The 15,010-nt window shown below is 56.2% G+C and carries 8 protein-coding genes; 5 read left to right on the forward strand and 3 right to left on the reverse strand.

Features of this window, described 5'->3' with window-relative positions; translation table 11 throughout:
• Nucleotides 1-2: 2 nt before the first annotated feature.
• Nucleotides 3-830 carry an AraC family transcriptional regulator gene (locus ELR57_RS17780; protein ID WP_126960584.1) on the reverse strand — a complete coding sequence of 276 codons (828 nt, stop codon included), beginning with the start codon at nucleotides 828-830 and terminating at the stop codon, nucleotides 3-5.
• Between the two features lie 244 nt (nucleotides 831-1,074).
• Between ELR57_RS17780 and ELR57_RS17785 the strand changes: the two genes are divergently transcribed.
• The 5 genes from ELR57_RS17785 (at nucleotide 1,075) to ELR57_RS17805 (ending at nucleotide 10,491) form a co-directional block, all read left to right on the forward strand.
• The gene (locus tag ELR57_RS17785) at nucleotides 1,075-3,174 is read left to right on the forward strand and encodes an alpha-glucuronidase family glycosyl hydrolase (RefSeq protein WP_126960585.1); all 2,100 of its coding nucleotides are present in this window, start codon (nucleotides 1,075-1,077) and stop codon (nucleotides 3,172-3,174) included.
• A 99-nt stretch (nucleotides 3,175-3,273) separates the two neighbouring features.
• Complete coding sequence (locus tag ELR57_RS17790) at nucleotides 3,274-4,236, forward strand: ABC transporter permease (RefSeq protein WP_126960429.1); 963 nt, start codon at nucleotides 3,274-3,276, stop codon at nucleotides 4,234-4,236.
• A 15-nt stretch (nucleotides 4,237-4,251) separates the two neighbouring features.
• On the forward strand, nucleotides 4,252-5,124 hold the full coding sequence (locus ELR57_RS17795) for a carbohydrate ABC transporter permease (RefSeq protein WP_126960430.1): 873 nt from the start codon (nucleotides 4,252-4,254) through the stop codon (nucleotides 5,122-5,124).
• 101 nt (nucleotides 5,125-5,225) lie between these two features.
• Nucleotides 5,226-6,905 carry an ABC transporter substrate-binding protein gene (locus ELR57_RS17800; protein WP_126960431.1) on the forward strand — a complete coding sequence of 560 codons (1,680 nt, stop codon included), beginning with the start codon at nucleotides 5,226-5,228 and terminating at the stop codon, nucleotides 6,903-6,905.
• 106 nt (nucleotides 6,906-7,011) lie between these two features.
• Nucleotides 7,012-10,491 (forward strand): glycoside hydrolase family 2 TIM barrel-domain containing protein, encoded by a 3,480-nt coding sequence (locus ELR57_RS17805; RefSeq protein WP_126960432.1) that lies wholly within the window; start codon nucleotides 7,012-7,014, stop codon nucleotides 10,489-10,491.
• Here ELR57_RS17805 and ELR57_RS17810 read toward each other — a convergent pair.
• Both ELR57_RS17810 and ELR57_RS17815 read right to left on the reverse strand, forming a co-directional pair.
• On the reverse strand, nucleotides 10,481-11,278 hold the full coding sequence (locus ELR57_RS17810; protein WP_126960433.1) for a Nif3-like dinuclear metal center hexameric protein: 798 nt from the start codon (nucleotides 11,276-11,278) through the stop codon (nucleotides 10,481-10,483). The two genes, ELR57_RS17805 and ELR57_RS17810, sit on opposite strands and share 11 nt — an antisense overlap.
• A 246-nt stretch (nucleotides 11,279-11,524) precedes the next feature.
• The gene (locus ELR57_RS17815; protein WP_126960434.1) at nucleotides 11,525-14,818 is read right to left on the reverse strand and encodes an endo-1,4-beta-xylanase; all 3,294 of its coding nucleotides are present in this window, start codon (nucleotides 14,816-14,818) and stop codon (nucleotides 11,525-11,527) included.
• Between the last annotated feature and the right edge of the window lie 192 nt (nucleotides 14,819-15,010).

A 15,010-nucleotide genomic window follows, 5' to 3' on the forward strand; every position in this document is an offset into this window, starting at 1 on the left:
ACCTATGTTTCATTATTAAATGTAACATACTTCGTTTTTGAAAGGAATAACCATTCGTTTCTTCGCGCGGACGGCGGATAACCCTTGATGGCCTTGAAGACGTTGCTGAAATACGAGATGTCGTGGAACCCGCAGCGGTCGGCGATCTGCGTCACGGAGAATCCGCCGGTCGACAGCAGCATCTCGGCGTGATTGATGCGGATCAGGTTGACGTACTCTTTGAACGAATAACCGGTGTTCTTCTTAAACAGTTTGCCCAAATAGACGGGGTGCAGGTTCACGAGTTTGGCCATGTCGGACAAGTGCAGCTCCTCCGGGTAGTGCTCGCTCACGTATTCCAGAATCCTATTGATCCTCTGATCCGATTGATGGGAGTTCTGAAGATAAGAGTTGACGAGTAGGCGATGGAGAATGAGCATGAACAGGGCTCTGGATTGCAGGATATATCCCGGCTGCTTGCCCATCCACACCTGCGTGAATTGCTTGATGTAACCGTAGATCTCGTTCGTGATGACGTTCTTGGTTACGGTCTGGAGCGGGAGCGGGGTAGGGCTTCCCGGTTCCCAGTTGAAGTTGAAGGCATAAGAGTGCATCGGGTTCTCCTTGTCCGTATAAGCCTCGCGAACGTTGCCCAGCGGAATGTAGATCACGTCTCCGGCCTCGACATCGTATTGGACGTCGTTGACGTAATAGGTCGACTTGCCTTCGACGACGAACGTTAGATCATGGAACTGGATCTTCTGTTTGATAATCTCCCAATCGGGGAAGCACCGCCTATCGACAAAATAATTGATCCACGGCACATAATTCTGCAATTGTTCGAGCTCCAGTTCGATCACCTGCTCCCGAAAAAGATGTTTAATAATTACAAGTTTTAGTCTAGTTTCCCCATAGCAAAATGTAAACGCTTAATTCTATAATGTTCACATAAGAACCATTAAAGAGCAAATATATACATGATTTTCCGAACTGTTTGCATGGGCATGGAGAACTACGTTCGCTCGAGATTGGTTTAATTGTTGCAAGCTCCTTGGAGGTTACAGAGTGGCAGAGAACAAGACGATGGACATGGGAATGAGCCGCCAGAATGGGGAGCCGATTAGCGATGCCTACCAAGCTTGGCTGCGATACGTCCGGCTGAAGCCGGAACTCGCGAAAGAATATTCCTCTTGGTGCGGCGCGGCGATCGTCGTCGCTTCCGAAGGGGCTCCACTACTGGCGACGGCGCGGAAAGAACTCGCTGCCGGTATCGAATCCATGCTTGGCTTCGCTCCTCAAGAGAGCGAACAGAGTCAAGGGAACGAGAATTCAGGTCAAGAAGGCTTCCTGCTCATTGGAACATTAGGCGAGAAAGAGCTTCAAAACGTAGCAAGCGAGAGCGAAAGGTCAGCGCTGGGCAGCGAGGGTTATCTCCTTCGAACCGTCGAAGAACCGGGGCGTCGCTTCATCGCCATCGCAGGCAATACGGATCGAGGGGCTCTGTATGGAGCGTTCCACTTCCTGCGTCTGATGCAGACCGGACAGCCGATTCGCGGCTTGAACGTCGTCGAACGGCCGGCCGGCAGCCTAAGGATGATCAACCATTGGGACAACATGGACGGAAGCGTGGAACGCGGGTATGCGGGCCGATCGATCTTCTATCTCGACGGGGTTTTCCGGGAGGATTGGGGACGGATCCGGGATTATGCCCGGCTGATGGCGGCCATTGGGCTGAACGCGGTCTCGATCAACAACGTGAACGTCCACGAGACGGAGACGAGGCTGATCGCTCCCGAGCTTCTTCCGACCGTGGCGAAGGCGGCCGGCGTGTTCCGTGAATACGGAGTCCGGCTGTACCTCAGCATCAACTTCGCGAGCCCGATGGAGCTGGGAGAGCTTGGGACGGCCGATCCGCTCGACCCGCAGGTTCGGCGGTGGTGGGCGGAACGGGCAGCCGACGTGTACCGGCACATTCCGGATTTCGGCGGCTTCGTGGTGAAGGCCGACTCGGAATTCCGGCCGGGGCCGTTCACCTACGGACGGGACCACGCGGACGGAGCGAATATGCTCGCCGATGCGCTCCGGCCTCACGGGGGCATCGTGGTCTGGCGCTGCTTCGTGTACGACTGCCTGCAGGATTGGCGGGACCGAACCATCGACCGGGCCCGGGCGGCTTACGACCACTTCCGTCCGCTAGATGGGAAGTTCGCCGACAACGTGGTGCTGCAGATCAAGAACGGACCGGTCGATTTCCAGGTTCGTGAGCCCGCGTCCCCGTTGTTCGGCGGAATGCAGGCGACCAATCAGCTGTTGGAGCTGCAGATTACGCAGGAGTACACCGGGCAGCAGAAGCACTTGTGCTATCTGGTTCCCCAGTGGAAGGAAGTCATCGACTTCGACACCTGCGCCATCGGCGAAGGCTCGACGGTCGCGAAGGCGGCGACCGGAGAACTGTTCGGCCGCCCGGTCGGGGGATTCGCCGGCGTCGCCAACATCGGCGACGAGAGCAATTGGACCGGAAATCCGCTGGCCCAAGCGAACTATTATGGATACGGCCGGCTGGCTTGGCGGCCGGAGCTGACGGCGGAGCAGATCACGGACGAATGGGTGAAGCTGACGTTCGGGGACGATCCCGGGGTCGTCGAGACGATCAGCCGCATGCTGCTGGAATCCTGGAGCATCTACGAGAACTACACGTCTCCGCTCGGCATCGGATGGATGGTCAATCCGGGCCACCATTACGGGCCTAACGTCGACGGCTACGAATATTCCCTGTGGGGCACGTACCACTATGCGGACAGCCGGGGACTTGGCGTCGACCGCACCGTCCGCACGGGAACGGGCTACGCCGGACAATACCATGGGGCTCCCGCCGCAATCTACGAATCCGTCGAGAGCTGTCCGGACGAGCTGCTGCTCTTTTTCCACCATCTCCCTTACTCGCATGTGCTGAAGTCCGGCAAGACGATCATCCAGCACATCTACGACTCGCACTTCGAAGGGGTGGAACAGGCGGAAGGGCTGATCGTATCGTGGCGAGGACTCGAAGGGAAGATCGATGGCGAGCGTTACGAGAGCGTGCTCAGCCGGCTGAAGCTGCAAGCGAAGCACGCGGCGGAGTGGCGGGATGTCATCAACACGTACTTTTATCGCAAGTCCGGCGTTCCGGATGCGCATAATCGGACGATCTATTAAGCGGATTAAGCGGATGCCGAATTCGGGATTCGCTTTCTATCCAAGAAAAATGTAAGCGATTACCGAAGCGGCGAATTTCAAGATGGAAGCGGTGATGTCATGTTAGCCGAAGAGAAGGTTGCTCGAACGATTCCCCGGACTCCTCAAACCTCTCTTTTAAGACACGTAAGAAAAGAGTGGAAGCTGTACTCGTTTCTCGTTATTCCCGTCCTCTACTTTCTGATCTTTAAATACGCTCCGATGATAGGGAACATTATCGCCTTCCGGAAATATAGAGGCGGTCCCAATATTTTTGGAACCGAATGGGTAGGTCTGCATTACTTCAAGATGTTCTGGAAGGACTCTGCTTTCTGGAGAGCTTTCTATAACACGATTTTCCTGAGCATCTCCTATTTGATCGTCCGTTTTCCGCTTACGTTAATCTTCGCTTTGTTGCTGAACGAGCTTCGCAGCATTAAAGTGAAGAAATTTGTTCAGACCGTTTCTTATCTGCCGCACTTTATCTCCATGGTAATCGTGGTAGGGATGATCAAGGAGATGGTCTCCTTGACTGGCCCCATCAACACGCTGCTCGGTCATCTGGGGATAGAGAAAATATCGTTCATCCAACAGCCGGGTTGGTTCCCGTCGCTCTACATCACGTCCGGCATCTGGCAGGGGCTTGGCTGGGGCACGATCCTGTACCTGGCTGCGATGACCGGCATCAACACCGAACTGTACGAGGCGGCTAAGGTCGACGGGGCGAGCCGGTTCCGAAGGGCATGGCACGTTACCATTCCAGGAATCCTGCCTACCATCATGGTCCTTCTCATTCTCGATATCGGCGGCATCATGGGATCGAACTTCGAGAAAGTGTTGCTGCTTTACAATCCGCTTACTTACGAGACCGGGGATGTCCTCTCCACTTACGTGTATCGGATGGGGATCGGCGGCAAAGAAGGCATCGGCGGCAACTTCAGTTACGCGACCGCTGTCGGTTTGTTCGAGGGTGTCGTCGGTTTGATTCTGGTGACCATGGCGAACTTCGTCTCCAAGAAGACGACGAAGACGAGCTTGTGGTAGAAAGGAGCAAGACGCATGAAAGAATCATCCTCCTATCGTGGATTTCTAATCTTCAACACGCTCGTCATGACGGTTGTCGTCCTCTTTACCTTGTACCCGTTCGTCTATCTGTTAGCGCAGTCCTTCAGTTCGGAGAGCGCTATCTATGCGGGGAAGGTCTTCCTGTTCCCGGTAGAGTTCACAACGACATCGTATGATCTTCTTCTGAAAAAGCCGGAGTTTTACCGCTATTACGGAAACACAATTCTGTATTCGGTACTAGGAACGTTCATCTCGGTATCCGCAACGGCGATCCTGGCTTATCCATTGTCGAAGGAAAAGCTTCGCTTGAACAAGTTTTTTATCCCGTTCGTGCTTTTCACGATGTACTTCAACGGCGGCCTGATTCCGAACTACATCCTCGTCGCCCAGAAGCTGCAGATGCGGGATACGATTTGGGCAATCGTGATTCCCGGCGCCATCAGCGCCTTCAATGTCATATTAGTGAAAACCTTCTTCGCAGGTTTGCCTAATGAAGTAGAAGAAGCGGCAAAGGTAGATGGATTGGGAGTTTACGGAATTTTCACGAGGATCGTCTTGCCTCTCTCGAAGCCCATTCTGGCCACGATGTTCCTGTTCGCCATGGTCGCTTACTGGAACGATTGGTTTACCGCTTCTTTGTACTTGAACACGAAGGAATCATGGCCTGTATCCTTGTACTTGCGGCAGATCGTTGACAACTTAGTCAGCACGCAAGAATTCAGTTCGTCCGACGCGGCATCCGTCCAGATTGCGGCGACGATTAAATCCACCGCGATGATCTTGACCGCTCTGCCGATTATCTGCATCTACCCGTTCATTCAGAAGTATTTCGTACAGGGGATGCTGATCGGTTCCGTAAAAGGGTAACGAACGGTTTCACAGAAGGGCTGCACCGCTGACACTGTCTATCCATCTATGTCCTGCAGCATTTCTACCATTATAAAAAATCGAGAATAGGGAGGCGCAATATGAAGACGGTTAAAAAGACAACAGGAGTTTTGCTAGCGGCATCATTGGCAGTCGGACTTGCAGCATGCAGCAATAACGACAACGAGGCATCCAACTCGGCACCGAAGAGCTCGGCGCCAGCCAGCTCCGCAGCTTCCAACGATGCATCAAAGTTGGGTTATACCTTCGGCGAAGGCGTAACGTTCCATTCCGACAAGCCTGTAACTTACTCCATGATGTACAGCGATCACGAGGCGTATCCCTACCAGAAGGAATGGAGACTCTGGAGCGCAATCCAGGAGAAGACCAACGTATCTTTCGACCTGACTATCGCGGCTAGAACCGAATACGAGAATCAGAAGGCGCTGCTCATAAACAGCGGTGACGCTCCTTACATCATTCCCAAAACGTACGACGAGTCGCCATTTGTTGACGGGGGCCAAATCGTCGCGATCAGCGATTATGTGCAATACATGCCTAACTACCTCAAGGCCGTCAAAGACTGGGGTTTGGAGAAAGATCTGAAATCCAAACTTAAGGCTGATGGCAAATACTACGTGCTTCCGGGCTTGTGGGAGAATGCGGCCGGCGGTTATTCCTACGTCATTCGGAAAGATATCTTCGAGAAAGCCGGCGTAGACGTAGTGGGCCAAGAAGCCAACTGGACGTATGAAGACTTCTATGCGGCGATGAAGAAAGTAAAAGAGTACACGGGCGCGAAGTATGTCATGTCCGATCGCTTCAAGGGCGATTCCACGCTGAAAGTCGCAGGCGTTGAATACGGAGTAAGAGCCGGCTGGGATTTGGCTAACGGCTTGAAGTTCGACGAGGCCGCGAAGAAGTTCTACTTCTCCAACACGACGGAAGACTACAAAGCCTTCCTCACCTACTTCAACAAACTGATTAAAGAAGGCATTCTTGACCCGGAATCCTTCACGGCGGAAGACGATCCGCAACTTGCAAAATTCTATAGAGGCGAAACGTACGTCATGGCCGCAAATTATCAGAACGTGGGCGACATGAAGGTGAAAATGCAAGTTCCGGATGCGGAGCTGTACATGATCACGATGCCAGGCGGTCCGAAAGGACAACTTCAAGTTGAAAACACCCGTCTGGAAAATGGCATCATGATCAGCAAGAATGCGCTTAAGGATCTTGGCGAAGAGAAGTTCATCGAAATGCTTCGTTTCATTGACTGGCTGTGGTACTCCGATGAAGGTCAAACGCTAAGCCTGTGGGGCGTTGAAGGGGAAACCTATACGAAGGATGCGGACGGCAACATCAAGCTAAATCCGGAAATCACGTACAATGGTCTGAACCCTGAAGCAACGAAGAAATTGAACTTCGACTATGGCTTCGCTGGCGGCGTATTCGCATACGGAGGTACGAATAAGCTGAGAACATCGAAGTTCACCGACGGCGAGAAGGATTACACGAACCGTGTCTTGACCACGCGTCAACCTCGCGAGATCGATCCGCCGATTATGGGAACTCCTGACGAGAGCGAAGAGATGAACCTGATCCAGAAGCCTCTGATGGATTATGTGAAGACGATGACGCTGAAGTTCATTACAGGCCAAGCAGACATCGGCAAGGAATGGGATTCCTATGTCGCCCAAGCCAAAGCAAGCGGCAGCGAGCGGTATACCGAGATGGCGAACAAGATCTTCGAGAAGACGAAGGGCTCTCTCGGTTATTAAACGATAGTAAGATTCAAACAGAGGGATCTACGGTCCGGTCGAATACTTCGGCCGGCTGCCGCAGATCCTGATTGTCATTTTATCGAAGAAAGCGGGCGCGGCAGAGATGAACAAGAAGACACTCTTTAACGACGGATGGGAATTCGCCAAGAGCGGACTCGACGAGACGGACTGGACGGAGCTCGTCTTCAAGCCGGTTGACGTTCCCCATGATTGGCTGATCGAGGACTCTCTCAACCTGTACGAGGACGGCATCGGCTGGTACCGCAGAAGATTCTCTTATACGGAAGAAGCCGAGAGCGTTCTTCTTTCTTTCGACGGGGTCTACATGGATTCTTCCGTATACGTGAATCGCGCGTTCGTCGGGGAGTGGAAGTACGGCTATTCCTCCTTCGAGCACGATATCACGGGCGCTCTTCAGGCCGGAGTCAACGAGATCGTCGTGAAGGTCGTCCATCAGGCGCCGAACAGCCGCTGGTACTCGGGAGCGGGAATCTATCGGAACGTCTGGTTGAGAACGAGGGGTCCCAGCTGTCTGGCGACGGACGGCGTTTATTTTAGCATAAAACAGGCAGAGGACGGGTGGGAGGTAGAGGTCGACACGGAGGTCGCCGCTGGCGAAGACGTTATGCTTACTCAGACAATCCTGCTCGGGGATGCGTCCGTCGCGTCCGTCTCCTGCGAAGTCCCTGCCGGAAATAGGCCGGATTCGCCGGTCAACCAGAAGCTGTCGATCCGCGATCCCCTCCCGTGGAGTCCGGCGGAGCCTCATCTCTATCGGCTGGTCACGGAACTAAGGAAGCTGGATTCGTCCGAGGATAACCGCTTGCAGGAGGGGCAAGGCATTCTTCTGGAGCGAGTGACTCAGAACCTCGGCTTCCGCTCGATTGAACTCGATCCTTCTCAGGGGCTCATCCTAAACGGCCTCCGGATGAAAATAAACGGGGTGTGCGAGCATCACGATCTCGGGGCGCTGGGAGCGGCGTTTAATAAGGAAGCGCTGAGAAGAAGGCTCGCGATTCTCAAGGACATGGGGGCGAACGCGATCCGGACGGCCCACAACATGCCGGCGCCGGAGCTGATGGATCTGGCGGACGAGATGGGCTTCCTCGTCGTCTCGGAGGCGTTCGACATGTGGGAGAGGCCGAAAACCCCTTACGACTACGCCCGCTTTTTCCCGGAATGGGCCGCCTTGGACGTAAGAAGCTGGGTTCGCCGCGACCGAAATCGCCCGAGCCTGCTCCTGTGGAGCATCGGCAACGAGATCTACGATACCCATGCGGACGAGCGCGGGCAGGAGATCACCCGAATGCTGATGGAGGAAGTGCGGAAGCATGATCCGAGGGGCAATGCCAAAGTGACGATCGGCTCCAACTATATGCCTTGGGAGAATGCGCAGAAGTGCGCGGACATCGTCAAGATCGCGGGCTACAACTATGCCGAGAAATACTACCGCAAGCACCGCGAGGAGCATCCGGATTGGGTCATCTACGGAAGCGAGACAGCGTCGGTCGTGCAGAGTCGGGGAGTGTATCATTTTCCATATGAGAAGCCCATCCTGACCGACGACGACGAGCAGTGCTCGGCGCTCGGGAACAGCTCGACCAGCTGGGGAGCCAAGTCGGCGGAAGCCTGCATCATCGCGGAGAGGGATACCCCGTTCTCCCTCGGCCAGTTCCTGTGGACCGGCTTCGATTATATCGGGGAGCCGACGCCGTACCACACGAAGAATTCCTACTTCGGGCAGGTCGACACGGCCACGTTCGAGAAAGACTCCTATTTTATCTACCAAGCGGCATGGACGGATTATCGCTCCCGCCCGATGGTGCACCTGTTCCCTTACTGGGACTTCAACGAAGGGCAGATCGTCGACGTCCGGGCCTGCACCAACGCGCCAAGGGTAGAGCTGCTCGTGAACGGCCGCTCCATGGGGCTTCAGGAGATAGACTGGGCGAAGGGGACGCAGCTTGTCGGCTGGTGGAAGGTTCCGTATGAGACGGGGGAGATCCGGGCGATCGCCTACGACGAGAATGGATCGGTTGTTGCTGCTGCCGCAAGAAGCTCGTTCGGAGATGCGGCGCAGATTAGGATAGGGGCCGATAAGGAGCGACTGATCGCCAACGGGACGGACTTGGTCTTCGTGGAGATCGGCATGGAGGACAAGGACGGCCGTCCCGTGGCCAACGCGAACAACCGGGTGCGGGTCGAGGTGACGGGAGCGGGCCGGCTTATCGGCTTGGACAACGGAGACAGCACGGATTACGATTCGTACAAGGGCTTGAGCAGAAGACTGTTCGGCGGCAAGCTGATGGCGATCGTGGCGGCGACTATGGAGCCGGGCAAGGCGAGGATTGAGGTGTCCTCCGAGGGAATGCGGAGCAGCTTCTTGGAGATCGAGTCCTTGCCCGTGGCCGATCCGAAGCTATTGGAGGGAACCTCCGCGAACGAGCGGAATCAAGAGAAGCCCGTCGCGATGGGGGAGATCGGAGAATTGCCTCTGCGGAAAATAGCCATCAAGAGTCCTTCCGGCCAGTCGTTCGGAGAGTCCGTGCGATTGATGGTCGTGCGCGCCGAGCTTTACCCCGTTAATAGTTCCTATCGCGAAGTAGAATGGAGCGCCGTCAACGATTCGGGAATCGCCTCGAATATCGCCAGGGTAGAAGCGAATGGTCTCGAGGCGAAGGTAATCGCCCTGGGAGACGGAGAGTTCCGCCTGCGATGCGCGAGCAAGAACGGGACGGGGAAGACGAAGCTGATCTCGCAGCTGGAGTTCAAGGCGGCAGGGATCGGCAAAGCCTTCAAAGATCCTTACGGCTTCGTCTCCGCCGGCTTATACGACTTCAGCAAGGGCGAGGTGGGCAACGGCAACGAGAGGGGAGTCGCGACAAGCCGGGACGGGGAGACCCAAGTCGGCTTCCGCGATCTCGACTTCGGTCCGTACGGCTCGGATACGATTACGCTGCCGATCTTCGCCCTGTCGAGCGAGGAGTATCCGATTCAGATCTGGGAGGGAATGCCCGGAGAAGAAGGAAGCGTCCTGCTGGCCGACGCGGTCTACCAGAAGCCTTCCCGGTGGAACGTGTATCAGGAGGAGACCTATCGCTTGTCCAAGAGGCTGCGCGGGGTGAGCTCGATCTGCTTCGTTCTTCGGCAGAAGGTGCACATCAAAGGCTTCTCGTTCACGAAACCGAACAAGGCGCTTGAGCTTCACCATGCGGCGGACAGCGACCGGATCTACGGGGATACGTACGTTATGGAGGGGACATGCGTCGAAGGGATCGGGAACAACGTCTCCCTGGAGTTCGATCAGATGGACTTCGGCAGCGAGGGGGTTACCCGACTTGCCGTGTACGGGCGGTCGGAGATCGATCGGAATACGATCCATGTTCGGTTCTCCGGAAACGGGGTGGAGGGGGGCGAAGGAGAGGGCTCGGAAGAATCCATCTGCATTCTTGAATTCTCCCGAACCGATGGCTACGAGAAGCGGCTGTTCGACCTGGGACAGGTGAGGGGCTCCCGGAAGGTGACCTTCCTGTTCCTCCCGGGAAGCCGCTTCGACTTCGGCTGGTTCCAATTCATCCGGTGAACACCCGGAAAGCAGGCTCGCCCTTGAGGAAGCGAACGGGGAGATAAGGATACAAGGATTGCAAGCGGTCCGCCAGGAGGCGCATGCCCGGCTCCTCGCTCTCCGCGTGTCCTAATAATAGAAACGATCTCGAGACGCCTTGATACGCGGAATCCCTCGCGTATTCGGGCGTTTCCCATTCCGGGCCTTCGCCCGCTAGGATTAAGTCGAGGCCCTTCTCGCGGAAGAGAGGGATGGCATTGTCTCCGCCGCCCCGGTAGCCTACCAGCACTCCGACGCGTCGGCAGGCCATGTCCGCGTCTCCCGCCAGCCGGACGAAGGGGATGTCGAGCCGCTCGCGGACTTGAACGGCGATGTCGCTTGCCTTGGCTTCCGGGATGCGAAGAACGGCGGCCGTCGGCAGCATCTCTTCTACATATTCCTCCCATCCTAGGCTATGAAGCAGGCCGGTCATGATGAGATCGGGCTCCGACCGATGGCAGTAGTCATGATGCCGGTAGATGGCAAGACCGGCATGATCGATCCATGCGCTCTTGGTTTGATAGACCGGATCGGACGGAAGCGGGCCGCTCGGCATCCGATGGCTGTAATAGATCCCTTCATGCGAGATCAATAGGTTCGCTCCCAGCTCGGCGGCACGCTCGACTATCGACTGGGTCGCCATGAACGCCGTCGCGATGCCCGTCACCTCCGTGTCCTGATGGCCCGTCTCCAGCACGTCGACGCTTCCCTCGATCGGCGGCGCGGAGCCTCTCAATTGTTCGATAACCTCTCCAATAGTCGGCATGAGGGTTTCCTTTCTGCGTTGGAGTTGGAATAGAGTGTCTCTTCTTTTATCCCCTTAAACTTCGGCGACCGGGGGGCGATTTCCTTGTGGGAGAGGCATCTAGGCGACGTATCGCCGCCAAGTGAGCCGTCCGAGCACCCTGCAACCCGACAAAGTCGGGTTACAGAGCCAAGCTCTCGCCCTACATGGAGAAAAGAAAAAGCCTCCTAATCCGCAAAGGGGATTAGGAGGCTCTATCCTGCTTGCTTAACCCCGGATCTGGGTCACGGAGAAGACGATTCTCCCGGTCGCGGCGTCATATTGACCGTCAGGCACCACGGTTACATGGCCATCGCCGTTCAAGTACCGGATGAGGATATGGTCGGGACGGCGAAGCTCGGCGGCGGTCGGCGCATAGGGAACGGAGACCGTTAAAGGCGCCTTCTGGTTGCTCCAATCGCTCGCCTTGCCATCGAAGAAAGCGCTCAGGCTTATGATCGGAAGCTGATCGTCCTTCTTCTTGCCGTTATCCGTCGGAGCTTGAGCAACGCGGAAGGACGCTTGCTCCGCTTTGGATTTCTCTTTGGTCAGCGCGTCGCTTGGAATCCGCATCGTCGCCAGCTCCGTCTGCCAACTCAGCTCGAACTTGATCTTGCCTCTCAATCGTTCGGCAGGAAGCTGAACTTCGTAAGACGTCGCGCCCGTTTGCTTGGGCATGTCGATGACAATCGTCTTGATGCCGTTCGAAGCCGGAGCGGCAAGCTCAAGAGCTTTCTTCAGGTTGCCCTCGGTAACGACTCCTTTAGCCAGGCTGCCTTGCAGCTTTACCTCCGGCGTGATCGTGACGACGCCATCCTTGACCGTTACGGGCCCTTCGCTCTTGCCGTCCAGGGTCAGTACGCCGAACACCGAAGTGTCCATGTAGCCTGAGCCGGTCGTGTCGTTCCAGGCGGCGACGCTCTGACGAACGCCGTCCTTCGCGTCGTTGATCTGCACGTCGAAGCCCAGCTCCTTGCCATTGGCCGGGGCGACGGCTTCGATCGGGATCTTCGCTTCCACCACGTAGTTCGTTCCCGACGTCTTCGTTGCCGATACGAATCCTTCGGCTATGGCCGGCGGGTTGAAGGAAGTTTCATTTTCAAAGTTGATCCGATATTGCCCGTCGCCCTCTTGATAGAACGAAGTCTTGGCGTTGTCCGGATCGAGGAAAATCTCGACGGAGTCCTGTTCCCAAGGGTTCGCGCTCGCCTTGTTCAACTGCGTGTCGCTGACTTGGGTAAGGACGTAGAGATAGTGTTCGTCCCATAGAACCTTGGCGGTTCCGGTCGCGCCTTGCCAAGCCATCTGGTAACGGTTCACCGGGAGTTCGGGAGCCTCACTCCAGATCGCGTCGATCGTTCCATCGATGACCGGGGTACCGTATTTGGCGGTTCCTTGGTTCGCTTGCGTCGATTGAGGGGGATGCTCGGCCATGTACTTCTCCGGATCGATGACTCCGTAATAGGCAGGTTTGGCTTGGAGGTTCTTATCGAAAAGCAACGGGTTGGAGGAAGCTCTCCAGCTCGTGCCGTCGTCCATGCCCCAGAAGGTGACGCGAGCGATCTTGTCGGCGTGGGAATGGAAGAGTGCCATCAGCTGCGCGTACAGGTAGGCTTGAGCAGCCGCTTGTTTCTCGGACAACTGGTAGTTGCTGCCGGCCTGAATGTCCAGCTCGGAGACGCTGACCTCGACACCCAGGGAAATGAACCTCTCCAGCGACAGTTTCACATTTTCCGGATTCGTGTTGACGTTATAGTGTCCCTGCATGCCGATGCCGTCGATCAACAGCCTGCCGGGATGACTTTGCGCATACTTGGCGTTGAGCGCTTGAACCATGCCCGCGATAGCTTGGGCTTTGCTCTGGTTATCCTCGTTATAGTCGTTGTAGTAGAGCTTGATATCCCAATCGGGGTGGTCGTCCAGCACTTCCCGTGCCGCCAGGAACGCCTGCTCGACATAGTCCGGGCCGATCGCTTTGTACCAAGGCGTCTGACGCAGGGAACCCTGCCAGTCCGCCGGATTCGCGGGGGTGTCGTTCATCGCTTCGTTAACGACGTCCCAAGAGATGACCTTGCTGCCGAAGTGCTCCATGACCGTGCGGATATGCGTTCTCAGGTTGACGAGCGCCTCGTCCCGCCCCAGAGGAGCGCCGGAAGTCGTGTCGGTATTCAGCCACGCCGGAGATTGCTGGTGCCAGACGAGCACGTGTCCGTGCATTTGCATGCCTTCGGACCGTACTTTATCCACGAGAGCGTCGGCAGCGGCAAAGGTGAAGTTGCCCTTGGTCGGCTGAAGCGCGTCCGGCTTCATGGCATTGCCAGCCGTCGCGACATTGTGGTGCATCTTCAGCAGATCCAGGCGGACGCCCTCCAGATCCTCGGCGGAGATCGCGTTGCCGATCAGGAAATCATCCTGATAAGCCGTCTTGATGGGGGTCAGGTCCTTCTGGATGGAGATCGGAGCCGATCCCGTGTTGACGAAGCTGACATCGTCAATGTAGAAAGAAGCGGTCGCGTTGCTTGAGCTCTCGACGTAGATCGTCAGGTACTCGTCGCCGACGCTGCTGTAGCGATAGGTTCCTTCGTACTGCACCCAGCCATCGCTCGTGCCGATCGTCTTGGCGGCTAGGCTGACGTAATTGGCGGTGCTGCCTTGGCCGATCTGGGTCGAGAGCTGAAGCTGCGAGCTGGCCGGGGAGATCAGCTTGACCCAGGCGGTCACTTTATACTCGCTGCCTTTGTCGACATACTTCTCTACCCGAAGGGACGGGCCGTGCCAGGTGTCCGTTCGTCCTTCCACCTTCAGCGAGTAGCCGCCGCCTTCCGTATGGTTGGCTTCATTCGTGACCGAAAGCGTCTCCGTTCCGGCTCTTCCTGCGAAGCCTCCGGTCGTCTGATCCTCGAAGGTAACCGTGCTGAACGGCAGGGCAGGCGGGCGCGTCGGATCTACCCCGCCTCCGGCGTCGCTCTTCTTCGTAATCAGCACATCGCCGATGTAGAAAGGGACGGTCGCGCCCGTATCGTTGGATTGCACGCGAAGCGCACGATCCGTGCTCGTATCGACCGTGAACTCCTTGGTCAGGGTGAAAGCCGCTCCTGCCGTTAGATTAGCCGCTGCGAGGAACGCATAGCTGTCCACCGTCTGGAGGAAGGCTTGGGAACCGCTCGGGACCGAAGCGTCCGCGTCAACGTAGCCTTTAACGGTTACCGTATACGTCTCGCCGTTAACGAGGCCGATATTGGCAAAATTAAAGTCGGCGGCATCCCAGTTATTGGCGCGGTTGCTTACGTACAGGGCGGCGCCGTCGTCATTGCCGTCGAATGTCTTGCCGGTTACGGCTGTCAGGGAAGCTCCGCCGGACTGGGACGCTGCCCCCTTGCCGCCGGCGAAGGTCTCATGGTAGACCGTTGCGACGGCTGGATCCGTCGAGTCGGCCGTTGCCGTTGCAGCGAACAAGCCGGATGGTACAAGCATGGCCGCCGCAAGCACGAGCGACACGATTGCGGTCATTCTATTCTTCATTTACTCCCTTCCTCTCCGAAAGCTAATAGGAATTAAGTTAAGCGCTTACAATTCTATTTGTTCAAATTCCTCCTCTCCTAAGGCTGATTATAGCGGTTTGGAATTCAAGAGTTTACCGGGGGAATTTAAGCGCTTACTTCATTTATTTAATAGGAAAACGAACCGTTCTTCATACCCCTTCAATGCAATCTG

Origin of the sequence: Cohnella sp. AR92, from assembly GCF_003990975.1 — a bacterium.
Taxonomy (GTDB): domain Bacteria; phylum Bacillota; class Bacilli; order Paenibacillales; family Paenibacillaceae; genus Cohnella.

Excerpts from the sequence above, each read along its gene's own strand:
- ELR57_RS17785 (WP_126960585.1), top strand. The coding sequence starts at position 1,075 with ATGAGCCGCCAGAATGGGGAGCCGATTAGCGATGCCTACCAAGCTTGG.
- ELR57_RS17790 (WP_126960429.1), top strand. The coding sequence starts at position 3,274 with ATGTTAGCCGAAGAGAAGGTTGCTCGAACGATTCCCCGGACTCCTCAA.
- ELR57_RS17795 (WP_126960430.1), top strand. The coding sequence starts at position 4,252 with ATGAAAGAATCATCCTCCTATCGTGGATTTCTAATCTTCAACACGCTC.
- ELR57_RS17800 (WP_126960431.1), top strand. The coding sequence starts at position 5,226 with ATGAAGACGGTTAAAAAGACAACAGGAGTTTTGCTAGCGGCATCATTG.
- ELR57_RS17805 (WP_126960432.1), top strand. The coding sequence starts at position 7,012 with ATGAACAAGAAGACACTCTTTAACGACGGATGGGAATTCGCCAAGAGC.
- ELR57_RS17810 (WP_126960433.1), bottom strand. The coding sequence starts at position 11,278 with ATGCCGACTATTGGAGAGGTTATCGAACAATTGAGAGGCTCCGCGCCG.
- ELR57_RS17815 (WP_126960434.1), bottom strand. The coding sequence starts at position 14,818 with ATGAAGAATAGAATGACCGCAATCGTGTCGCTCGTGCTTGCGGCGGCC.